General features: G+C 62.1%; 22 protein-coding genes. 15 read left to right on the top strand and 7 right to left on the bottom strand.

Annotated features, from left to right (window positions below):
• The first annotated feature begins 35 nt into the window (after positions 1–35).
• Both trxB and ACWGTI_RS01840 read left to right on the top strand, forming a co-directional pair.
• Complete coding sequence (gene trxB / locus ACWGTI_RS01845) at positions 36–1010, top strand: thioredoxin-disulfide reductase (protein WP_454585544.1); 975 nt, start codon at positions 36–38, stop codon at positions 1008–1010.
• Positions 1011–1090: 80 nt separating this feature from the next.
• The gene (locus ACWGTI_RS01840; RefSeq protein WP_454585543.1) at positions 1091–1987 is read left to right on the top strand and encodes a LysR family transcriptional regulator; all 897 of its coding nucleotides are present in this window, start codon (positions 1091–1093) and stop codon (positions 1985–1987) included.
• Positions 1988–2139: 152 nt separating this feature from the next.
• Here the strand turns inward: ACWGTI_RS01840 and ACWGTI_RS01835 are convergent, their stop codons facing one another.
• The 3 genes from ACWGTI_RS01835 to ACWGTI_RS01825 all read right to left on the bottom strand — a co-directional run bounded on the left by ACWGTI_RS01835 (position 2140) and on the right by ACWGTI_RS01825 (position 6572).
• Positions 2140–2637 carry a methyltransferase family protein gene (locus ACWGTI_RS01835; protein WP_454585542.1) on the bottom strand — a complete coding sequence of 166 codons (498 nt, stop codon included), beginning with the start codon at positions 2635–2637 and terminating at the stop codon, positions 2140–2142.
• A 781-nt stretch (positions 2638–3418) separates the two neighbouring features.
• The gene (locus ACWGTI_RS01830) at positions 3419–5470 is read right to left on the bottom strand and encodes an elongation factor G (protein ID WP_454585541.1); all 2052 of its coding nucleotides are present in this window, start codon (positions 5468–5470) and stop codon (positions 3419–3421) included.
• Between the two features lie 244 nt (positions 5471–5714).
• Positions 5715–6572, bottom strand: coding sequence for an alpha/beta fold hydrolase (locus tag ACWGTI_RS01825; RefSeq protein ID WP_454585540.1), 858 nt, complete (start codon positions 6570–6572; stop codon positions 5715–5717).
• A gap of 148 nt (positions 6573–6720) precedes the next feature.
• On the opposite strand from ACWGTI_RS01825, the gene ACWGTI_RS01820 reads away from it, so the two are divergent.
• Positions 6721–7272: a methyltransferase family protein gene (locus ACWGTI_RS01820; protein ID WP_454585539.1), complete on the top strand. Its 552-nt coding sequence runs from the start codon at positions 6721–6723 to the stop codon at positions 7270–7272.
• 38 nt (positions 7273–7310) lie between these two features.
• Complete coding sequence (locus tag ACWGTI_RS01815) at positions 7311–7706, top strand: (R)-mandelonitrile lyase (RefSeq protein ID WP_454585538.1); 396 nt, start codon at positions 7311–7313, stop codon at positions 7704–7706.
• 126 nt (positions 7707–7832) lie between these two features.
• Here ACWGTI_RS01815 and ACWGTI_RS01810 read toward each other — a convergent pair whose 3' ends face one another.
• Positions 7833–9035: a pyridoxal phosphate-dependent aminotransferase gene (locus tag ACWGTI_RS01810; protein ID WP_454585537.1), complete on the bottom strand. Its 1203-nt coding sequence runs from the start codon at positions 9033–9035 to the stop codon at positions 7833–7835.
• Positions 9036–9311: 276 nt separating this feature from the next.
• Here ACWGTI_RS01810 and ACWGTI_RS01805 point away from each other — a divergent pair, with 276 nt between their 5' ends.
• On the top strand, positions 9312–10205 hold the full coding sequence (locus tag ACWGTI_RS01805; RefSeq protein ID WP_454585536.1) for an EAL domain-containing protein: 894 nt from the start codon (positions 9312–9314) through the stop codon (positions 10203–10205).
• A complete protein-coding gene (locus ACWGTI_RS01800; protein ID WP_454585535.1) occupies positions 10202–11062 on the top strand; it encodes an EAL domain-containing protein in 861 nt (286 codons plus the stop codon). The genes ACWGTI_RS01805 and ACWGTI_RS01800 overlap by 4 nt, the downstream gene beginning before the upstream one ends.
• A gap of 244 nt (positions 11063–11306) precedes the next feature.
• Here ACWGTI_RS01800 and ACWGTI_RS01795 read toward each other — a convergent pair whose 3' ends face one another.
• A complete protein-coding gene (locus tag ACWGTI_RS01795) occupies positions 11307–11519 on the bottom strand; it encodes a cold-shock protein (RefSeq protein ID WP_015316174.1) in 213 nt (70 codons plus the stop codon).
• Positions 11520–11805: 286 nt separating this feature from the next.
• Between ACWGTI_RS01795 and ACWGTI_RS01790 the strand changes: the two genes are divergently transcribed.
• Positions 11806–12144 carry a hypothetical protein gene (locus ACWGTI_RS01790; protein WP_454585534.1) on the top strand — a complete coding sequence of 113 codons (339 nt, stop codon included), beginning with the start codon at positions 11806–11808 and terminating at the stop codon, positions 12142–12144.
• A 101-nt stretch (positions 12145–12245) separates the two neighbouring features.
• On the opposite strand, the gene ACWGTI_RS01785 is transcribed toward ACWGTI_RS01790, so the two are convergent.
• Positions 12246–12827 carry a methylated-DNA--[protein]-cysteine S-methyltransferase gene (locus ACWGTI_RS01785; protein WP_454585533.1) on the bottom strand — a complete coding sequence of 194 codons (582 nt, stop codon included), beginning with the start codon at positions 12825–12827 and terminating at the stop codon, positions 12246–12248.
• Positions 12828–13004: 177 nt separating this feature from the next.
• Between ACWGTI_RS01785 and ACWGTI_RS01780 the strand changes: the two genes are divergently transcribed.
• Positions 13005–13940: a transglycosylase SLT domain-containing protein gene (locus tag ACWGTI_RS01780; RefSeq protein WP_454585532.1), complete on the top strand. Its 936-nt coding sequence runs from the start codon at positions 13005–13007 to the stop codon at positions 13938–13940.
• Positions 13941–13945: 5 nt separating this feature from the next.
• Entirely contained in the window at positions 13946–14434 is a 489-nt protein-coding gene (locus ACWGTI_RS01775) for a GNAT family N-acetyltransferase (RefSeq protein ID WP_454585531.1), read from the top strand.
• A 211-nt stretch (positions 14435–14645) separates the two neighbouring features.
• Here the strand turns inward: ACWGTI_RS01775 and ACWGTI_RS01770 are convergent, their stop codons facing one another.
• Positions 14646–14990, bottom strand: a complete 345-nt coding sequence (locus tag ACWGTI_RS01770; protein WP_454585530.1) for a hypothetical protein — start codon at positions 14988–14990, stop codon at positions 14646–14648.
• Between the two features lie 161 nt (positions 14991–15151).
• Here ACWGTI_RS01770 and ACWGTI_RS01765 point away from each other — a divergent pair, with 161 nt between their 5' ends.
• From ACWGTI_RS01765 to ACWGTI_RS01740, 6 genes are all read left to right on the top strand, one after another.
• On the top strand, positions 15152–15895 hold the full coding sequence (locus ACWGTI_RS01765; protein ID WP_454585529.1) for a DUF899 family protein: 744 nt from the start codon (positions 15152–15154) through the stop codon (positions 15893–15895).
• A gap of 198 nt (positions 15896–16093) precedes the next feature.
• Positions 16094–17047 carry a YihY/virulence factor BrkB family protein gene (locus tag ACWGTI_RS01760; protein ID WP_454585528.1) on the top strand — a complete coding sequence of 318 codons (954 nt, stop codon included), beginning with the start codon at positions 16094–16096 and terminating at the stop codon, positions 17045–17047.
• Between the two features lie 103 nt (positions 17048–17150).
• Positions 17151–17696, top strand: coding sequence for a DUF4142 domain-containing protein (locus ACWGTI_RS01755; protein ID WP_454585527.1), 546 nt, complete (start codon positions 17151–17153; stop codon positions 17694–17696).
• A 347-nt stretch (positions 17697–18043) separates the two neighbouring features.
• Positions 18044–18508, top strand: a complete 465-nt coding sequence (locus ACWGTI_RS01750; protein WP_454585526.1) for a cupin domain-containing protein — start codon at positions 18044–18046, stop codon at positions 18506–18508.
• Between the two features lie 96 nt (positions 18509–18604).
• On the top strand, positions 18605–18997 hold the full coding sequence (locus ACWGTI_RS01745) for a RidA family protein (RefSeq protein WP_454585525.1): 393 nt from the start codon (positions 18605–18607) through the stop codon (positions 18995–18997).
• A 233-nt stretch (positions 18998–19230) separates the two neighbouring features.
• Positions 19231–20271, top strand: coding sequence for a branched-chain amino acid ABC transporter substrate-binding protein (locus ACWGTI_RS01740; RefSeq protein WP_454585524.1), 1041 nt, complete (start codon positions 19231–19233; stop codon positions 20269–20271).
• The last annotated feature ends 58 nt before the right edge of the window (positions 20272–20329 follow it).

The following is a 20329-nucleotide window of genomic DNA, read 5'->3' as shown; positions in this document are numbered from 1 at the left end:
GGCACACTCGATTGTCTGCCCCGCAGAGGCTTTACATGACCACCAAGCACGCGCCTGTCCTCATCATCGGTTCCGGCCCGGCCGGCTATACGGCTGCGGTCTACGCCGCGCGCGCCATGCTGAAGCCGACGCTGGTCGCCGGCCTGCAGCAGGGCGGCCAGTTGATGATCACCACCGATGTCGAAAACTATCCCGGCTTCGCCGATCCGATCCAAGGTCCGTGGCTGATGGAGCAGATGCTGAAGCAGGCCGAGCATGTCGGTACCGACATCATCAACGACATCATCACCGAGGTCGATCTCAATGTGCGGCCGTTCCGCGCCAAGGGCGATTCCGGCACCACCTACACGGCGGACGCGCTGATCATCGCGACCGGCGCGCAGGCGAAATGGTTGGGCATTCCGACCGAACAGACCTTCATGGGCTTTGGCGTGTCGGCCTGCGCCACCTGCGACGGCTTCTTCTATCGCGGCAAGGATGTCGCGGTGATTGGCGGCGGCAATTCGGCGGTGGAGGAGGCGCTCTACCTCTCCAATCTGGCAAAAAGCGTGACGGTCATCCATCGGCGCAACGATTTCCGAGCCGAGCGCATCCTGCGTGAGCGGCTGCTGAAGAAGGACAATGTCCGCGTCATCTGGGACACGATCGTAGACGAGATCACAGGCCGGCCCGGCAAGACGCCGCTGCCGCCTTCGGTCGAAGGGCTGAACCTTAGAAATGCGGTGACCGGCGAGATCAGCCATCTCAAGGTCGACGGCGTGTTCGTGGCGATAGGCCATGCGCCGGCGGTCGAGCTGTTTGCCGGCAAGCTGAAGCAGAAGCCGAACGGCTATCTGTGGACGGCGCCGAATTCGACCCGCACCGACGTGCCCGGTGTGTTCGCCGCCGGCGATGTGACCGACGACATCTACCGCCAGGCGGTGACCGCCGCCGGGCTCGGCTGCATGGCCGCGCTCGAGGCGGAAAAGTATCTGGCCGGCATCGAGGTGCACCGCGAAGCGGCGGAATAAAATCTATCAAGACGGCAGAGCAAGCCGTTCAAAAGCCTGATTTTTCATTCAGACGCCAAAAACAGAACGAGGGGAACTCAATGGCGTTGGACTGGGACAAACTTCGCGTGTTTCACGCTGCGGCGGAGGCTGGGTCGTTCACCCATGCCGCCGAGACATTGCATCTGTCGCAATCGGCGATTTCACGCCAGGTCAGTGCGCTCGAACATGATGTCGGCGTGCCGCTGTTCAACCGCCATGCCCGCGGCCTGGTGCTGACCGAGCAGGGCGAGATGCTGTTCCGCACTGCGCATGACGTGCTGATGAAGCTTGAGACCATCAAGTCGCGGCTGACCGAGGCCAAGGACCGGCCGTCCGGCGTGCTCAGGGTGACGACCACTGTCGGGCTTGGCGCCGGCTGGCTGACGGAGCGGGTGCAGGAATTCATTGAACTCTATCCCGAAATCAGCCTGCAGTTGATCCTCGCCAATGAGGAGCTCGACCTCACCATGCGCCAGGCCGATTGCGCGATCCGGCTGCGCCAGCCGCAGCAGCCCGATCTGATCCAGCGCCGTCTGTTCACCGTACATTTCCACCTCTATGCCTCCCCGGCCTATGTCGGCAAACACGGCAGGCCGACCTCGGTCGCCGATCTGAAGAACCATCGAATCGTCACCTTCGGCGTGCCGGTGCCGTCGCATCTGTCGGAACTGAACTGGCTGGAGACGATCGGCGATTTCGAAGGCGGGCAAAGGGTTCCGACACTGCAGATCAACGACATCTTGTCGATCAAGCGCGCCGTGCAGGGCGGCGCCGGCATCGCCATGCTGCCCGATTATGTGATCTCCAAGGACTCCGATCTGGTGCAGCTTTTGCCAGAGACCGAGGTGCCGTCCTTCGACACCTATTTCGCCTATCCCGATGCGATGAAGAACCAGGCCAAGCTGCACGTGTTCCGCGATTTCATCATCGCGAAAGCACGCAGCTGGTCGTTCTAGGGGCACGTCGATATTCAGGTGAGGCCGGCCTGCGAATGATGGCGTCCTGCGCTTCCGGTGCTCACGTACTTGAGTACGCTCCGCTCCGGTTCTCGGATGCCACCATTCTCGGCTCAGCCTGACCTGAATCTCAACATGCCCCTGGCGCTCAATTATCCCCGCCACGGCGTCAGCCGCGGCAGCCAGCCGGGGACGTTGCGGCGGTAGGTCTCGTATTCGGCGCCGTAGCGGCTGGCGAGCGTCGGCTCTTCGTAAAACTTGACGAAGGAGCTCATGACGACCGCGCCGATAGCGGCATAGGCAACGACGGTCCAACTCGAAAACAGTAGCGCCTGGCCGACGATGATCGACAGCACGGCGACATACATCGGGTTGCGAACATGGCGGTAGACGCCGCCGATCACCAGCTTTTCCGTGGGCGCGACAGGTGCCGGCGTGCCAAGCCCTTCGAGCGCGAATCGGGCGAAGGAATGGATGAGCAGGGCGAGGGCTGCGACGATCAGGATTCCGCCAACAGGGACCAAGCCGAGTACCGTCGACAGCGGCAGACGGTAGTGGTCCGTCAGCAGCCAGGGCACCACACCGGCGACGACGCAAGGCGCTGCGATGAAGAAGACCGCGCTGCCGGCGATCGCCTGCGGTGTCCGCATTTCTGGTCTCCTTTGCCGTGGCCGGGCGTTCCGATTCTGACCGGTGCCGCAAAAATAAACGCGCTCTGCCTGATTCCGTGTCATTTGGCATTTTTGCATTTCGGCGCGAAAATCAGGGCCATGATGGTTTTGTGACGGCAATAGGCCGGTCGCACAGGCCATTTGAAGTCTTTTTCTGGTCCTATCGGCCTCTGAAATGGGTTAGACCACAGCCTGCGCCTTTTTGCATGCGTGTGTTGCAAAATAGATGCTTGTTTCTTGGGCATGATCAGCACATATATAGATCATCTCCTGGGCGCGTTCTCCTCCCATTAGCGCCCTCGAGTGTTCCCCTCTGGAGGTTAGCCTTAACAGGCACTTCCAATCAAACTCAGCCGGATCTTCGTTGATCCGGCTTTTTTGTTTTAAAGGCCTGCCGCAGCCGGCGAAAAAACCGATCAGAATTGCCGCGTAACAGTGACATGTAACCTCGGGTAACCTGTCGCAGGCGCGATTCATCGTTTAAGTAGATCATAGGACGCGGTGTGGTTCGTCCGGGAGATGGGGGCATCACTCGGAAGATCCGGGCTCAGGCGGCTACCGCGTCCGAACCTATTCTTCTGCCAGTGCCGTATGGCGCGGCGGATACATGCGGCGGACCTGCCGTTTTCCTCCCAAGAAGACGGTCCGCACAAAAAACGGCGTCGGGATCATCCGGACGCCGTTTTTTGTGCGAATCACACGCGGCCTTCAGAGCAGTTCACCGTTTCACTGAAACGCTGAACCGCTCTAGCTCATTGTTCTACGCGGCCTTGCCGTTGGCGTTCATCGCCTCGTCGGCCAACCGTCCGGTAAGCTCCGCCATATGATCGAAGGCACAGCGATAGCTGGCGACGCCGGCGGTCGCCGAGCGCAGTTCGATGATCAGATCGCCGATCTCGGCCTGCGGCATGGTCGCCTCGACGACATCCCATCCCGGCCAGTCAGGCCGCGCGTCATAGCCGAGGATCTGGCCGCGCCTTTGCGGGATCAGCGCAATGATCTTCGACGTGGCTTCGGACGGGGTGACAATCTCGACCTTCATCACCGGTTCGAGCAGCACAGGCGAACAGGCCGCCATGCCTTCCTTCATCGCCAGCTTGGCCGCCATCTGGAAGGCCATGTCGGAGGAATCGACGGCATGGTAAGAGCCATCGGAGAGGTTGACAGCGACATCGACCACAGGGAAGCCGAGCGGGCCGGATTTGAGATAGTCGCGCACGCCGGTCTCGACCGACTGAATATAGGTCTTGGGCACGACGCCGCCGGTTATGGTGTCCGAGAACTGGAAGCCGGAGCCGCGCGGCAGCGGCTTGATCTCGATCACCACATCACCGAACTGGCCATGGCCGCCGGACTGCTTCTTGTGACGGCCGCGCTGCTGCACCGTCTTGCGGATGGTCTCCCGGTAGGGGACGGCAGGGGCATGGCCTTCGACCGGGATCTGGTTCTTGCCTTCCAGCCGCTCGCGCACGACCCGCAGATGCATCTCGCCGTGGCCTGATAGCACGGTCTCTGCCGAGTCCTGGTTGTGGCGCAGGCTGAGCGAGGGATCTTCCTCGGCCAGACGCTGGATGGCGGCCGACATCTTGACCTCGTCCTTGCGCTCCTTCGGCCGCAGGGCGAAAGCAAAGACGGGTTGCGGCGCTGCGAGCGTGACCAGCGGCTTGATGCCCCCCTTGGTGGAGCTCAACGTCTGGCCGGTCTTGACCTCGTCCAGCTTGCCTAGAGCCACCGTGTCGCCGGCCTTGGCCGACGTGAGCTTGGACTGGTCCTTGCCGAGCATCCTGTAGATGCCGGAGACCTTTGCCGTCTCGCCGTTCGACAAATAGAGCTCGGCGGCATCGGCGATCTGGCCGGAGAGCACGCGCGACACCGACAGCTTGCCGCCATGCGCGGTGTGGATGGTCTTCATCACCTGGACGACGGTCTGATTGCCGTCGGGGACACCGAGCCGTTTTCGGGTGGCCTCGACATCCGGTGCGTCATGGCGGATCGCCTTCAACAGGCGCAGCACGCCATTGCCCTTTTCAGCGGTGCCGATCAGCACCGGGGTTATGGCGCCGGCGCGCAGGTCGGCGGAGAGATCGTCGAACACCGCGTCCTTCGGCGGCTCGATCTCCTCCAGCAGCTGCTCCATCAACTGATCGTCATGATCGGCAAGGGTCTCAAGCATGGAGAAGCGGGCTTCCAGTTCGCGCGCCTTTTCGTCGCCCGGTATTTCGGCGACCTGGCTTTCGGCATATTCGCGGTAGATGTAGGCGCGCTCCAGCGCAAGGTCGATCGAACCGATGACCACGTTGTCCTTGCGCAGCGGAATCTGGCGCAGCAGCAGTGGCGCCGCGCTCGTCGGCTGCAGCATCTTCAGCGTGTCGCGCACACCGGCGATCGCCTTGTCGACCTTGTTGAGGAACAGGATGCGCGGCACGCCGAGATCGTCGAGCTTGCGCATGATGAGCTGCAAGGCGGGGATCTTCTTCTCATCGGCCTCGGCGACGACCACGGCGATGTCGCAGGCGGCCAGCACCGGTTCGGCCTCGAAGGAGAATTCGATCGATCCGGGACAGTCGACGAAGGTGAGTTGCTCGCCCATGAATTCGGTGGTGGCAAAGGTCGCCTCGACGCTCATGGCATGCGCCCGAGCCTCGGGCGAATGATCGGAAACGGTGCTTCCCGATGAAACGGGATTTTGGCGGGGTATGGCGCCTGTACGGGCGAGGATGGCTTCGAGAAGTGTCGTCTTACCGCTTGCAAAGGGACCGACTATGGCAATGCATTTCGGTCCCGTGCGTCGTCCTCCGGCGCGAGTACCCATGGCTGACCTCCACTCAGGCGTTTGCCCCTGGGTTGCGATCAGCAAAAGTGGAAACGGTTTTGCGCCGATCGCACCCTGTCGTGAGCGGCGGCCGGCCTGTTCGACCGTCGCGGGCGGGTTATTTTCGTTTAGCCTCCTGCCCAAACCCATCGTCCCACGGGTTAGCCGGCAGGGCAAGGAAAATAGAAATGCGCGGTAGTCAGGCGGACCAGCGAGAGCCGGGATCAGAACCGTCGGGAGATTTTCAGCGGGCCTGGGTGCGGCTCGCCGGCCTGGCCGCGCTCTGCTTCACCACTGTCTCGGCAAAGCGCGACAGAAGCGGGTTGAACCGCTCCGGCTGTTCCCAGAAAGGTGCATGGCCGGCGTCCGGGATGACATGGCACTGCTCCCATAGCGAGGCGTAGGCCACCGTCTCGAAGTAGCTCAGCCGCACCAGCGGGTCATGCTCGCCATTGATCACCGCGACGGGAAATGAGGCGTGTTCGACCACCTGTTTCTGGTCGGCGCCCTTGCCGGCAAACATGCTGCGCGCCACGCCTGCGCGAAGCCTGCCGTCGGTGCGCCTTATGGCTTCGCGGAAAGACGGACTTGCGGTGTCGCCGAAGCAAAGCGCCTCAAAGCGCTCGATGTCGCGTTCCGAGTAGACCTTCTTGGAGGTGAGCAGCATGTCCCAGTTTGCGTGAAAGCCGCGCAGCATGCCGAGCGGTCCTCTCGACACCGGCGGTGCTCCGGTCAGCACCAGGCCGCCGACAGCATGATGGAAGCTGGCAAGCTCGATCGCCACATGGCCGCCGAGCGACCAGCCGAAGATGATGGCACGGTCAATGCCCAGCAAATCGAGAAGGCGGGCCGTCGTCTGCGCGAGACCGGTAATCGTATAGGCGGTTGCCGGGTCGCGGGCATCGGAGGACTCGCCATGGCCGGGAAGGTCGAAGGCGATCAGCCGGTGGGCATCGGCGAGCGGACTGTCGAACTGACGGGCAAACACGGCGCGCGAACTGCCTGAGCCATGGATCATGACGATGGGCATGCCGGATCCCGACGACTGGCTGAGGCGCAAATCGGCCTGCGGCGTGCGGATGGTGCGGTCAGTGACGCTCATGCTGGATTAGACCTTCAGATTTGCCTGAAGGCCAACATCGCATGGGGGGATCTATATGTTCTTTAAACATGTGGTTAAGAAAGGATTGCTAGAAATCGACCGCCGGCTTGACTGCCGGGTCCAGGGCAACCACCGCGGAATCTCGACAATGGAACCAGTCCTCGATCTTCTTGTCTCGATCTGCAGCATCGCGACGCTTGGCCAGTATGTCTGGTCGATGCGGGCGCATTTCCATTTGCCAGCCATGTCCACAGGGGCGATGGTGGTATCGGCGGCTGTGATCGCCACGGCGCTGTTCTTTCTGGCCCTACTGTGGATCCAATCGCAGCCGGTTTCGGCAAAGCTCACCGGGCTCGCCGTCGAACTGGCAAGCTCTGCCCTGTTCTGGTGGGCGATTGCCACGTCGCGCAAGGCGCGGCTGCGCTTCGCCTTCGCGCCCAACGATCCGCACAGCCTGCTGACCGACGGCCCCTACGGCTATGTCCGCCACCCGTTCTATACGTCCTACATCATCTTCTGGATCGGATGGGGGATCGCGACCTGGTCGATCTGGGCGGTGGTACCGGTCGCCGGAATTGTCATCATGTATGTGTTTGCGGCGCTCGGCGAAGAGAAGAAGTTTTCGCGCACGCCGCTGGCCGGCGACTATCAGGCCTATCGCGGTCGCGCAGGTCTGTTCTGGCCGCGGCTGGGGTGGTAGGCAGCAGGGGCAAGGTTTGCCGGATTGAGGATCGCCAGATGAAGATCATTGCCTGCGGCAGCGTGCCAACCATCATCGCCCCCGACAAATATTTCACCGGCCGTGTGTTGCAGACGCCGATCATCGAGAAGGAAGCGCCGGCGCGGCTGCGCGCCACCCTGGTCAGCTTCGAGCCCGGCGCGCGCACCCACTGGCACACGCATCCGCTCGGCCAGACACTCTATGTCACTGCGGGCGCCGGACTTGCGCAGACATGGGGCGGGCCGATCCAGGAGATCAAGGCAGGCGACGTCATCTCGTTCGAGCCCGGTGAGAAGCACTGGCACGGCGCAGGTCCGAAAACGACGATGACCCATGTCGCCATGCAGGAGGCGCTGGACGGCGTCCATGCCGATTGGATGGAAGCGGTAACCCCTGAACAATATGGCGGCTGAACGCTTGGCGGGCGAAACCGGAATGCACGAACCCTTCGCCACCGCCCATGCCGGAGCAGGAGGCATGAGGCGCCAACAGAAAACCCGGCGATGACGCCGGGTTTTTGTGTCTTCAGGCTGTCCTAATCAGGTCAGCGATGCGGTGAAGCGCTGGATGCGTGTGCAGGCTTCTTCCAGCAACGTCTCCGACGTCGCGTAGGAGATGCGGAAGTTAGGGCCGAGGCCGAAGGCCGAGCCGAACACCACCGCGACACCCTCGGCCTCGAGAAGTTCGGAGCAGAAGGCCTCGTCGGTGTCGATGACCTTGCCGGCCTTGGTCTTCTTGCCGATCAGCTGGGCGCAGGACGGATAGACATAGAAAGCGCCTTCCGGCGAGGGGCAGGTGATGCCGCGGGCCTGGTTGAGCATCGACACGACGAGGTCGCGCCTCCCCTGAAAGATCGCCTTGTTCCTGGCGACAAAATCCTGCGGGCCATTGAGCGCCTCGACGGAAGCCCACTGTGCGATGGTGCAGGCGCCGGACGTCTGCTGGCCCTGGATCATGTCCATCGCCTTGATCAGCTGCACTGGACCCGCCGCATAGCCGATGCGCCAGCCGGTCATGGCATAGGCTTTCGACACGCCGTTCATGGTCAGCGTGCGCTCGTAAAGCGTCGGCTCGACCTCGGCGATGGTCTTGAAGACGAAGTCGCCATAGGTCAGGTGCTCGTACATGTCGTCGGTCAGCGTCCAGACGTGCGGGTGCTTCACAAGCACATCGGCCAGCGCGCGCAGTTCCGCTTCCGTATAGGCGGCGCCCGACGGGTTCGACGGCGAGTTCATCAGCAGCCATTTGGTCTTCGGCGTGATCGCCTTCTCCAGCACTGCGGGAGTCAATTTGAAACCATTCTCGATCGAGGTGTCGGCAAACACCGAGGTGCCGCCGCAGATCGCCACCATTTCGGGATAGCTGACCCAGTAGGGGCGAGGGATGATGACCTCGTCGCCGGGGTTCAGCGTCGCCATGAAAGCGTTGAACAGGATCTGCTTGCCGCCGGTGCCGACAATGGTCTGCTCGGGCTTGTAGTCGAGATTGTTCTCGCGCTTGAACTTTTTGGCGATCGCCTCGCGCAGCGGCACGATGCCGGAAACCGGCGGGTATTTGGTCTCGCCACGGCGGATCGCCTCGATCGCCGCATTCTTGATGTTGTCGGGCGTATCGAAATCCGGTTCGCCGGCGCCGAGGCCGATAATGTCACGGCCGGCATTTTTCAGCTCGCGGGCTTTCTGCGTCACCGCGATGGTGGCGGAAGGCTTCACGCGGGAAAGGGCGTCGGCAAGAAAGGCCATGACCAGATATCTCCAGAGGGGTCGGCGCAGAGGGAACAGCTGCGGCGCTTCTCATGTCGCATCAACCCGCCAAGTGCAAGCATTGTCGGATAAGCCAGGGGTCAAGGACCTGTGAAGATCGGCTTTGGAACACTGCGTATTCCGGGTTTCGTCCGCGCTTGGGACCTTGCAATCCATGCGGCGGATCCCCGGCAAGAATAAATTCATCAACGGCCGCTAAAACCTTTGATGGCAGGATCGCCAGCAATTTCGCCTGTCTCGCGGAGCGAGGGACCCTTGTCGCGCAGCATCGGGCTTGCCCACATAATCCATAACGATGACGGCACCTCGTCAGGTGTCTGGGGTATCTATACGCTGCAAAGCGCCTTCCAGCCGATCTTCGCCTTCAAGGAGGGCAAATTGTCGGTGGTGGCGTTCGAGGGGCTGATCCGGCCGTTCCGCGACGGCGAGCCGCAATCGCCGATGAATTTCTTCTCGACCTGTCCGGCCGGCGACCGCCTGCATATCGAGGCGCTGACGCGCACGCTGCATTTGCTCAACGCCGGCGCCTGCCTGCCGCAAGAGGCCTCGATCTTCATCAATTTCGACCCGTCGGTGTTCACCGAGCGCTCCATCGCCGACAACGCGCTGCGCGACATGCGCCTGGTGCTGTACGAGGCCGGGATCGATCCGGGCCGCATCGTGTGCGAGGTGACCGAGCAGAAGTCGGCGTCGCAGGAAACGCTTTACAGCTTTGTCGAGGCGCTGCGGGCCAATGGCTTCCGCATTGCCGTCGACGACTATGGCGCCGATGAATCCGACATCCACCGCATCAAGGAACTCAAGCCGGATATCGTCAAATTCGATGCGCACTGGATCACGCAACTGATGGAGTCCGGCGCCGGCTTTGCCTTGTTGACCACCATGGTGACGAACTTCGAACTGCAAGGCATCCGCACCGTTTTCGAGGGCATCGAGGAGGGTTGGCAGCTTGAACTGGCCGAGAAATCGGGCGCCTCGATGGTGCAGGGTTTCGTGCTGGCAAAGCCGGAACTGGCGCCGACCAGTTTTCGCGTTTTCGGCATGGATGCGCAGGCACCTGTCGCGGTGGCCGAGCCAGTCAAGGCGCCTGCCGGCCGAACCGCTTCAGCGCGGCCGGGCAGGGTGTTCGGGCGCAGGACCGGGCCATGACCGGGCAGCGCGAGCGGCGGCGCGATGTCGGCGAAGCGATCTTCGCCGACGAGGTCGGCATCGAATACGGCATCTATGGCGCGTTCCGGCTGAAGACCGCCTACCAGCCGATCTTTGCGCCGCGCGGCGGCGCACTGGCCGCGGTCGCGGTAGAGGCGCTGATCGAACCGCACCGCGCGGCCATGCCGGTTGCGCCGGCCGTGTTCTTCGACAGCGTCGCGGCGGGCGACCGGCTGTTTGTCGAGACGATGTGCCGGATGCTGCATCTGAAAAATTTCCGCAACATCGGCGTCGACGGGCTCGATCTGTTCTTCAACTACAACCCGATGATCAACGATCATCTCGGGCGGGCGTTGGCCGAGATCCGGCTGATGACCCGGCATCTCGGCGATCTCGACTTGCATGCCGGCTTGCTGGTCTGCGAAATCACCGAACAGGCCGCCGACGATCATGTGCTGGCCCCGCTGGTGCGCGAGATGCGGCGCGACGGCGTTCGCATCGCCATCGACGATTTCGGTACTGGCCATTCGACCGCGGAGCGGATGAACCTGCTTCAACCGGATATCGTCAAGATCGACGGCGGCTGGTTCGCCGAATTCTGCCGCCACACTGCCGCCGAGCGCTTCTTCCGGCCGCTGGTCTCGTCGCTGCACGACCGTGGCGCGAGAGTGCTGGTCGAAGGCATCGAGAAACCCGTGCACCTGCGCGTCGCGCTGGATGGCGGTGCCGACCTGCTGCAGGGGTTCCATCTCGGCCGACCAGCGCTCGCCGGTACGCTCTTCAACCAGCAGCCGCTGTCGATCGAAGCGCTGCTGGGCGCTGACAACAAGGTTGTGCCGTTGCATCTGCGGCGCTGATGTTCGTCCTTCTCCCCGTTCAACGGGGAGAAGGACGCTGAACCCCAGACAAACAAAAAGGCGGGATAAATCCCGCCTTCCCATTTTCGGTAGCCTGATCGGGAGCTTTAAGTCCGGGCTGGCAACTATCTGCTGATCCAGCTTGTCGAGTCTTTCCACTCCAGCGCGCTTCTCGCGCGACTGTCAGTACATCCGTGACTTGCCGCGCGCCCCGAACTCTCGTCCGGCGCGCGCTATCGCAAAATCAGGCTGCCTTGCTCAGAGAACCAGCGGACGACTTGCCTGTGCGGCGGTCCTGCTCGATCTCGAAGTTGATCTTCTGGCCTTCGACCAAGGTCGACAGTCCAGCGCGCTCGACAGCGGAGATGTGGACGAAAACGTCCGCGCCGCCCGAATCAGGCTGAATGAAGCCGAAGCCCTTGGTGGCATTGAACCACTTGACCGTACCAGTTGCCATATGAATAGTCCTCGCATTTGCTTTGGTTTGACCGAACCGAGGTTCAGCCGGTGTGTATCGAGATTTTGGAGATAGACGTCAGCAAACGCGAAGATCGCGAGGCCCGGATCGATCGGCCGAAATATCAATGGAACTGATATAGGCAGGTTTTGCACCAAAAACAAGACGGCTCGAAAAAAGGCGCCACCGTGGCGCCGCCCAAAGGCCGCCTCAATCGCATGAAAGCGTTGAGCAATCGGGAAGATCGGAGCGCCCTGTGGCGTTAGTCCGGTTTTGGGAGGCAAGCATGAAAACCGTCGGGAAAACCATTCTGCTGGCTGTCTGCCTGACGCTGGCGGCCGCCGAAGCGCAGGCGATTTCGCGCTACGATCCCACCCGTATGAGCTGCGACAGGGTGCAGGGCACGATCGCCCGCCAGGGCGCGGTGATCCTGCGCTACCAGTCAAAGCGTGTGCCGGGGCTGCCGCTCTTCGACCGCTATGTGCAGAGCCAGCAGTTCTGCAACATCGGCGAGATTAGGAAACGCGCCTACGTGCCGAGCGCCGACGCGGATTCCTGCCCGGTCTATCTGTGCAAGCGGATCGAGAACGATCATTTCCACCGGCGCTTCCTGCGCCGGCATTAAAGCGCGTCGCGCTTTAGACCTTTGTTTTGATGCATGTCGTTCTCCCAAAACCGCTGCACACTTTTGGGCGACATGCATCAGATCGCGTGGGGTTCTGAATTTCAGAACCCGAACGAGACCTGCGCCGGCGGCGGCGGGCCGACGCGCACGCCTTCCATGGCCAGCATCTTTTCCTTGGTGGCCGAGCCGCCGGGCGCGGAGAAGCCGCCGATCTTGCCGCCGGCGGCCAGGATGCGGTGGCACGGGATGACCAGCGGTACCGGGTTGGCGCCAAGCGCGGCGCCGGTTTCGCGCGGCAGGCCGGGCTTGCCGGCGCGCTTGGCCAGTTCGCCATAGGTGGTTGTTTCGCCATAGCCGAGCTTTCGCGCCGCGTCGTAGATGGCGAGGCGGAAGTCGTCGACGCCGTCCAAATCGACCGGCACACCGGAGAAATCGACGTCCACGCCTGAGGCATAGGCCTTGATAGAGGCGATCAGCTCGACGACCCATTGCGGCTGCCCAATGTTGGCGGTCGTATTGCCTGAAACACCGGCATGCCGCATCAGCCGGCGCTCCACCGCCTCACGGCTCTTTTCGGGCAGGCAGAGACGGATCAGGCCCCTTTCGCTCCAGGCGATGCCCATGAAGCCGATCACTGTTTCTAACACTGCGTGACCGGCTGTGATCGAAGATGTCGTTTCCATGATGCACTCCTTTCCGCAAAGTGGCGAAAACCGGCATACCGACCGGTACATATGCAGAACAATATGGCATCTGGACCTCCCTCTCGCCACCCGAAAAGCACCGGATGGCCCCGATTGCTCACCAGGAATCGCTGGTGTAAGGACTTCTTAACAACCCGACAACCGGACCCGCGCGGCTTGCCAGCAAAATTAAACCTTATTGCGATCTGCGTGATCGTCGGTGCCGCCGCACTCAGCGGCTGCCAATCGACTTCGCAGATGAAGGCTACCCCTGCGCTGACGGAAACCACGACCGCCGTGGGCAGCGATGCCGGCTTCACCGTGCCGCTGCCCGACGCGGTTTCGGTGCTGCCGCAATCCTCGGGCATAGCGCCCGTCCAGGCAGCCGAAGTGACACCTGCCACACCAGCGCTCGATGCCGCCGCGCAGCCTGCTGCCGCGACCGCGGCCTTTGCCGGCGCGACGCCCGCGGCGCCAGCCATGCCTGCGGTGATGGCCGCCAGCGCCTGGCAGGCGCCTGCGCCCGCCAAGGCGGGACAGTCCGTCACGGCTGAGACATATACGACCGCCGAGCTTGTCATGCCGGCAACCGCCAAGGGTGGCGAGAAAACCCTGCCCGGCGTGCAGCAGGTGGCCTATGTCGGGCCGCAGAACCCGGCTGCCCTGGTGCAGTTCCCTGCCGCCCCGCTCAGCCCCGCGCCGGCAGAAGAGCATGCGACCGGCATGCGCGGTGACATCGACCAGCTGATCCAGAAATACGCCGCACTCTACGAGGTGCCGGTCGACCTTGTGCGCCATGTCGTCAGCCGCGAGAGCACCTACAACCCCAAGGCCTACAATAACGGCCATTGGGGCCTGATGCAGATCAAGCACGCGACCGCGCGCGGCATGGGCTATGACGGGCCGGCCAAGGGCCTGTTCGACGCCGAGACCAATCTGAAATACGCGGTCAAATATCTGCGCGGCGCTTGGCTCTGTGCCGACGGCAACGCCAAGAAGGCCGATTGGCTCTACCAGTCCGGCTACTATTTCGATGCCAAGCGCAAAGGCCTGCTCGAGGCGACCGGCCTCGGAGTCGACCGCAAGCGGCGCCGGCTGCAGCCCGACGCCTGAGCGCAATGCCTGAACCGCGCCCGCCGGCTCCAAACGACATCCGGCTGCGCAAGATCCTCGACGAGACAATCGTTGCACCGCATTGGCCGGACGGCTTTGCCATGCGCTGCTTCGAACATGGCGACGCACAGCCCTTGCATGCGCTTTTGGCCGAGGTGTTCGACGACGGCACCGACGGACCGTTCGACGAATGGTGGCCGCGCATGTCAGGCGATGCCGAATTCGACCCGGCGCTGTGTTTCCTGGTCATCGACGCCAAGGGACGGCTGGCGGCGGCGGCGCTGTGCTGGACGAGGGCCTTCGTCAAGGACCTCGCCGTTCACCCCGAGGCGCGCGGCAAAGGCATTGGCGAGGCGCTGATGTGGCAGGCCTTCAATGCCTTTCGCGATCGAGGCGCGCCTCATGTCGACCTCAAGACCAACACGGTCGAGAACGCCGCCGCGCTCAGGCTCTACGAGCGGCTGGGCATGATCCAGGTCCCTTGGGAAGGCTGAAGCGGCTGTTGAAATCCTTCGATTTGTGAACTGCTTCACATTGGCCGCCGCAACCGGATGCTACCTACCATCCATGCCTTTCGACCGATGGCGGATCGACGACTGGCTGATGTGGAGAGGCTGCACCGGCATGTGTTCAGCCGCTCCTTGGCGGGTCCCAGGCGGGGGTTTGGGGCCCGCCAGTCGTTTTACAGCCAGCCTTCAGGCGCCCTCAAATATCAGGCGCATTGCCGATCTTCTTTTTGAGCTCGAGCGCCCAGGCGCGGCCCTCGTCGCCGCCCCACAATAGCCAGGCGATAAAGCCGGCCGACGGATTGTCTTCATTGCCGTAATTCCTGCCACGCTTGTCGACTTCGTGGCGGGCGAAATAGCTGACCATGCGGCGGATGGTGGAGGGCGCCAGCTTTTCGCGGTTCTTGAGTTCCGTAGCGCGGGCAACGCCGATCTCGGTGCCGCCGCGGCCGAATTGCTTGCGCAGTCGCAACCCCTTGGCGGCGTTGTCGGCCACCACTTGCGGGCAACGCAGGTCGATCTCTTCGGTGCTTTGCTCGCCCATGTGTGCTCCCCCTGATCCCCAGAGATCTAGCTGACGGGAAGAATACGGCAAGGCGGGCCCATTTCCCGGATCAAAAATGTCGGAACCAGTCGGGCTGGCTCGTCCTTGGGTCGTAAAGCAATCCGCGCCGGGACGCCGGCGCAACGGCCAAGGAGACGATTATGATCAGCTTCCCCAACGAATCCGCGAAGTATCGCACTGCCCGCGAAAAACTCCTGCAGAAGGAAATCGAATTGCGCCGCGCCATGGAGGCCGTGGCTGTTGCCCGCCGCGCTTTGCCGCCAGGTGGGCTGGTGCCGCAGGATTATGTCTTCGACGCGCTGGATGCGGAGGGCAGGCCGGCGCGGATAAAACTGTCGGAGCTGTTTGCGCCGGGCAAGGATTCGCTGATCCTCTACCAGATGATGTTTCCGCGCCACCCGCAGGAGACGCGCGACGTGGCAACCAGCGGCGGCACGGCAAAGCTCGCGCGGCCCGACCAGCCTTGCCCGTCCTGCACCGCGCTGCTCGACCAGTTCGACGGCGCGGTCGGCCACCTGGAAGCGGCCGGCTTCAACTTCGCCGTCGTGGCCAAGACGGCACTCGAAAATCTGGTCACACTTGGCCGGGATCGCGGCTGGCGCAACATGCTGCTGGTGTCGGCGGCCCGCAACAGCTTCAAGCGTGACTATAATGCCGAGACGGCCGACGGCGCGCAGATTCCGCTGCTTTCCGTGTTTCACAGGGATGGTGACGGCATCAGGCATTTCTGGTCGTCGGAGCTGGACTTCGCGCCGACCGACCCGGGACAGGACCCGCGCTCCATCGGCACCTGCGAGATCCTGTGGAACCTGATGGATTTTACCCCGGAAGGCCGGCCGAACTGGCAAGAGCAGCTGCAGTATGGCGAGGCGTGCTGTCATTGAGGGTGGCGCGCTCTTGCTGGCCTTTCGCACGACTTCAGTGTCCTTGATCTGCGCTTCACGTCGCTGGTGAAGCTCTCTCTCAAGGCGGCCGGAACATCGGAACATCCGCTGCATTGATAGGAGACGGTTTGCGACCCCTTTCACGGATTCGAAGTGCGACCCACACTTAAAACTGTATGGGACTTGGTGCGAGAAAGCGTGGCTGGCTTTGTCAACGACAATGCCCTTAGTCATGGCGCGGCGATGGCCTTTTATGCCGCCACGTCCCTGGCCCCGGTTCTGATCATTGTCGTCGCGATAGTTGGCCTCGCATTTGGTCATGACGCAGCACAGGTGGCTTTGTCTGCTCAGATATCGGGGCTGATGGGTGCAGAAAGCGCGGCGCTCCTTCAAACAGCGCTCGAAGGGGCATCCAGCAAATCATCGGGGACCCTGGCGGCCATCATCGGCGTGGCGACTTTGCTCGTCACCGCCTCCGCGGTGTTTGGCGAGATGCAGCAGGCCCTGAATGCAATATGGAAGGTTGAAGCGAAAGGGAGTTCGCTGTCGCGTCTCTTGCGCGCGCGTGCGGCAAGTCTCGGCCTGGTCGCCGCTCTCGGCTTTATGTTGCTGGTATCTTTGGTGGCGAGCGCGGCGATCTCTGCTTTGGGCAACGTGATCAGCGCTCATTTGCCGTTCGGCGGATATGTTCTGAGCGCGATCAACACCCTGATTTCCTTTTCCCTGATCTCCGTGATGTTTGCCGCGATCTACAAGGTCCTGCCGGACCGCGCCTTGAAATGGCGGGATGTCGGGATCGGTGCTGTCGTGACCGCCGCTCTGTTCACACTGGGGAAGTCGCTTATCGGTTGGTATATCGGCACAAGTGCGATCGCATCATCATATGGTGCGGCCGGAGGGCTGCTCGTCATACTGCTCTGGGTCTATTATTCATCAGAAATCTTTCTGCTCGGTGCAGAGTTGACCCGCGCCTATTCCGTTCGACATGGAAGCAGGTCCGACCTGGACGGGTTGGTTCAAAATGCTCCCGCTTCAGAAAACCTTGTTTCAATTCCCCGAAAGCCCAGCTCTTCGGGCGCCGTTGCGTTGTTGGCGGTGGCGTGCGTGAGCGCAACGATGACAGCCTTTCTGCTGGGGCCTCGTCGCCCGTAGGAAGAGATCACGCTGCTCCTCGCGCGAGGAGATAGGACGCGGCTGGCAACCTCACCGCATCTGCTGCGTTGGGTCTGCGAGGACAATTTCACGGAGCGTTTCGATGAAACCGCATCTCGCCATTGCCATGCTGGCCCTTCTGGCCGGAACGCCTTCAGCCTTTGCCCAGCAGGCGATCAGCACCTTGCCGGCGGTGTCGGAGAACAAGGTCGACACCGCCACCTTCACCAAAACACTTGTAAGCGCCAACCGCTTCGAGATCGAAAGCAGCAAGCTGGCCGAGAAGAAGGGCGTCGCGGCCGATGTGGCCGATTTCGCCGCGCTGATGGTGAAGGACCACACAAAGGCCGGCCAGGATTTCGAGGCGGCGCTGGAAAGGAGCCAGACCACGGCATCCATCAAGCCCGAAGGCCCGCCGCTGCTGCCGAAAGACCAGGCAATGCTCGACCAGCTCAAGGCGCTGGATGGCGAGGCCTTCCAGGCCAAGTACATCACCTTGCAGACCGAGGCGCACAAGCAGGCGGTGGCGATGTTTTCCACCTATGCCCGGTCCGGCGACGACCCGGCGCTGAAGGAATTCGCCAAGAAGACGCTGGAGGTGCTGAACATGCACGAGATGCACCTCAGGGATGTGGCGGCGGCGCATTAGGATTGAGAGATCGCTCGCATTGCCGTTTTGATGTCATGCCGATCGTCCACTTCGTCATCCTGCCCGAGCGTTGGCGCCGCCCCTCATTGCCCTGCCGGGCATTTCTCCCCGTATAGTGACGGGGAGAAAGGGGCTTGCGCCGATTGGCGTCGCCAACAACTGGCGTTGTGAGAGGGCGCCGACGCTGCGGTCGTCCCCTTCTCCCCGTTTACGGGGAGAAGATGCCGGCAGGCAGATGAGGGGCAGCGCCGACGTTCATGATGATGTTCCCAATCAGGCCGCCGCAGCGGTTGGCATTGTTGCCGGGGCAGTAAAGAATATCGGCTCCAATCCGAGGGAGGGGTTCCATGCCCAAGATCGACCTATCCGCAGTGCCCGTGCGCAAGGGTTCCGGCTATCCCGCGCCTTTCGATCAACCTTGCGCCGACCGCACGCGCCGCCGCCTCGGCGATGCCGGCGGCCTGACCGATTTCGGCGTCAACCTGATGACCTTGCCGCCCGGCAGCTGGTCGAGCCAGCGCCACTGGCACAGCCATGAGGACGAGCTCGTCTATGTGCTGGAAGGCGAACTGGTGCTGGTCGAGGATGGCGGCGAGACGCTGCTCAGGGCGGGCGACTGCGCGACCTTTGCGAAGAACAGCGGCAACGGCCATCACATGGTCAATCGCTCGTCGACTACGGCGCGCTACCTGGAGGTCGGCTCGCGCAATCCCGACGATGTCATCACCTGCTCCGACATCGACATGATGAGCCCGAGCCGAGATGGGCGGTTTCTACACAAGGATGGCACGCCTTATCCGGGGCAGGGGTGAGCCTTTTTCCTTCTCCCACAAGGGGAGAAGGAAAGAACGCCGCTGGCGTTCCCCCAGTGCCGCGATAAGCTCGCCCGCAAACAAGGAAGGATTGTCATGACCAAGGAAATCGTCGAAGTGCCGGTGTTGTCGGCGGCGGTGCGTGCGCTGGGCGTGCCGCTGTCGCTGGTGACCAAGGGCGCCGGGCTGGTCTTCGTCTCCGGCACGCCGCCGCTCGATCTCACGACCGGCAAACTCGTCAAGGGCGACATCGAAGTGCAGGCCGACGCGTCGCTGAAGGCGTTGCGCCATTGTCTCGAAGCGGCGGGAAGCTCGCTGGAAAACGTGCTGATGGTGCGCATCTACGCCGCCAATTCCGGCTTCTACAACGCCATCAATCGCGTCTACGCCAGGCATTTCCCCGAAAACCCGCCGTCGCGGACCTTCGTACCGGTGGCGTCTTGGCCGATGGAGTTTGATATCGAGATCGAGTGCGTGGCGGTGGGGTGAAGAGGGCGTTGTTGGAGCGCTCGGTCAGGAAGTAACGGAGGCTTTCAATTTACTGAAAGCGCGTGTTAGATCTCCAATCTCGGGACTATTTTTTTCAAATACTTTTGGGGGCGGGGATGCGTGAATTGCGGGCTGCAGTGTCTCGGATATTCACAATACTGGCGCTCGGACTATTGGCCCTGACAACGCTAGCAACTCCGCAGTTGGCGGCCGCAGAATGCTCGGATATTCGCATGGCGGTGGTCGGCCCCATGACGGGACATTTGGCGCTCATGGGCGAGCAAATGCGCCGTGGTGCTCAACTCGCAACAGACGACATCAATGCCAAAGGCGGCGTAGGGGGATGCAAGATAGCGCTCACCGTCCTGGACGATGAGGCTGACCCAACCACCGCCATCGCCGTTGCCAAAAAACTGGCCGAAGACAGAGTTCGCTTCGTTGTCGGCCACTACAATTCAGGGACCTCCATTCCCGCCTCGCGAGTATACGCCAAGAACAACACGTTGATGGTCAGCCCGGCATCGACAAATCCCGCGCTCACCGAATTCAAGCTTTGGAACGTTGTTCGGACATCAGGGCGCGACGATGTTCAAGGGACGTTTGCAGCTGAATATATGGCGGATCATTTTCCAGGCCGGAACCTCGCTATCGTGAGCGATGGTACGCCCTATGGCGATGGTTTGGCGAACAAGGCCGGGAAGGCACTGCGAGCAAAGAAGCACCGTGAGGTGCTGGCTGCCAAGATCAAGCAGGGGCAAGGCGATTTCGGGGGCCTCATCAGCAAAATGAAGGCGGCGAAGATAGAGGTTCTCTTCTTCGCCGGTCTCGCGGATGATTTTGGCCAGCTTATTCGCCAGACCAAGGATGCCGGGTTGAACGTTCAGTTTATCTCCGGCGATGGAACTTTCATCGACGATCTGAAGACGATAGCAGGGCCGGCGGTGGAGGGCGTCCTGTTTGTCTTTTCGCTCGAGGACCGAATCAATCCAGCCGCAGCGAGTGTCGTTGCGAGCTTTCGTTCGCACGGCTTTGAGCCGGAAGCCTACACGCTGAAGTCTTATGCTGCGGTTCAGGTGATAGCCAAAGGCATCGAAATGGCTGGGGCCCAAGCGCCGCGGGCTGTAGCGGCTTCCATTAAGTCCGGGCAGCCAATTCCAACTGTGCTGGGCGACCTGGCTTTCGATGCCAAAGGGGATCGGCTCGAGCGTGACACGGCCATGTATGTCTGGAAGAAGCAGAGCAACGGCGATTTCATCACGGAGCCGGCAAAATAGGGAGGCCTATGCCTCTGCATAGGCCAATCTTATGAGCTGACGCTGCCCCTCATCCGCC

This window comes from Mesorhizobium sp. ArgA1 (genome assembly GCF_053714375.1).
The sequence above is the reverse complement of the archived record's forward strand: the minus strand, read 5'-3'. Positions and strand labels throughout refer to the sequence as shown.

Excerpts from the sequence above, each read along its gene's own strand:
- ACWGTI_RS01745 (WP_454585525.1), top strand. The coding sequence starts at position 18,605 with ATGACCAAGGAAATCGTCGAAGTGCCGGTGTTGTCGGCGGCGGTGCGT.
- trxB (WP_454585544.1), top strand. The coding sequence starts at position 36 with ATGACCACCAAGCACGCGCCTGTCCTCATCATCGGTTCCGGCCCGGCC.
- ACWGTI_RS01800 (WP_454585535.1), top strand. The coding sequence starts at position 10,202 with ATGACCGGGCAGCGCGAGCGGCGGCGCGATGTCGGCGAAGCGATCTTC.
- ACWGTI_RS01765 (WP_454585529.1), top strand. The coding sequence starts at position 15,152 with ATGATCAGCTTCCCCAACGAATCCGCGAAGTATCGCACTGCCCGCGAA.
- ACWGTI_RS01740 (WP_454585524.1), top strand. The coding sequence starts at position 19,231 with ATGGCGGTGGTCGGCCCCATGACGGGACATTTGGCGCTCATGGGCGAG.
- ACWGTI_RS01750 (WP_454585526.1), top strand. The coding sequence starts at position 18,044 with ATGCCCAAGATCGACCTATCCGCAGTGCCCGTGCGCAAGGGTTCCGGC.
- ACWGTI_RS01785 (WP_454585533.1), bottom strand. The coding sequence starts at position 12,827 with ATGGAAACGACATCTTCGATCACAGCCGGTCACGCAGTGTTAGAAACA.
- ACWGTI_RS01815 (WP_454585538.1), top strand. The coding sequence starts at position 7,311 with ATGAAGATCATTGCCTGCGGCAGCGTGCCAACCATCATCGCCCCCGAC.
- ACWGTI_RS01810 (WP_454585537.1), bottom strand. The coding sequence starts at position 9,035 with ATGGCCTTTCTTGCCGACGCCCTTTCCCGCGTGAAGCCTTCCGCCACC.
- ACWGTI_RS01840 (WP_454585543.1), top strand. The coding sequence starts at position 1,091 with ATGGCGTTGGACTGGGACAAACTTCGCGTGTTTCACGCTGCGGCGGAG.
- ACWGTI_RS01790 (WP_454585534.1), top strand. The coding sequence starts at position 11,806 with ATGAAAACCGTCGGGAAAACCATTCTGCTGGCTGTCTGCCTGACGCTG.
- ACWGTI_RS01795 (WP_015316174.1), bottom strand. The coding sequence starts at position 11,519 with ATGGCAACTGGTACGGTCAAGTGGTTCAATGCCACCAAGGGCTTCGGC.
- ACWGTI_RS01830 (WP_454585541.1), bottom strand. The coding sequence starts at position 5,470 with ATGGGTACTCGCGCCGGAGGACGACGCACGGGACCGAAATGCATTGCC.
- ACWGTI_RS01835 (WP_454585542.1), bottom strand. The coding sequence starts at position 2,637 with ATGCGGACACCGCAGGCGATCGCCGGCAGCGCGGTCTTCTTCATCGCA.
- ACWGTI_RS01770 (WP_454585530.1), bottom strand. The coding sequence starts at position 14,990 with ATGGGCGAGCAAAGCACCGAAGAGATCGACCTGCGTTGCCCGCAAGTG.
- ACWGTI_RS01825 (WP_454585540.1), bottom strand. The coding sequence starts at position 6,572 with ATGAGCGTCACTGACCGCACCATCCGCACGCCGCAGGCCGATTTGCGC.
- ACWGTI_RS01820 (WP_454585539.1), top strand. The coding sequence starts at position 6,721 with ATGGAACCAGTCCTCGATCTTCTTGTCTCGATCTGCAGCATCGCGACG.
- ACWGTI_RS01755 (WP_454585527.1), top strand. The coding sequence starts at position 17,151 with ATGAAACCGCATCTCGCCATTGCCATGCTGGCCCTTCTGGCCGGAACG.
- ACWGTI_RS01775 (WP_454585531.1), top strand. The coding sequence starts at position 13,946 with ATGCCTGAACCGCGCCCGCCGGCTCCAAACGACATCCGGCTGCGCAAG.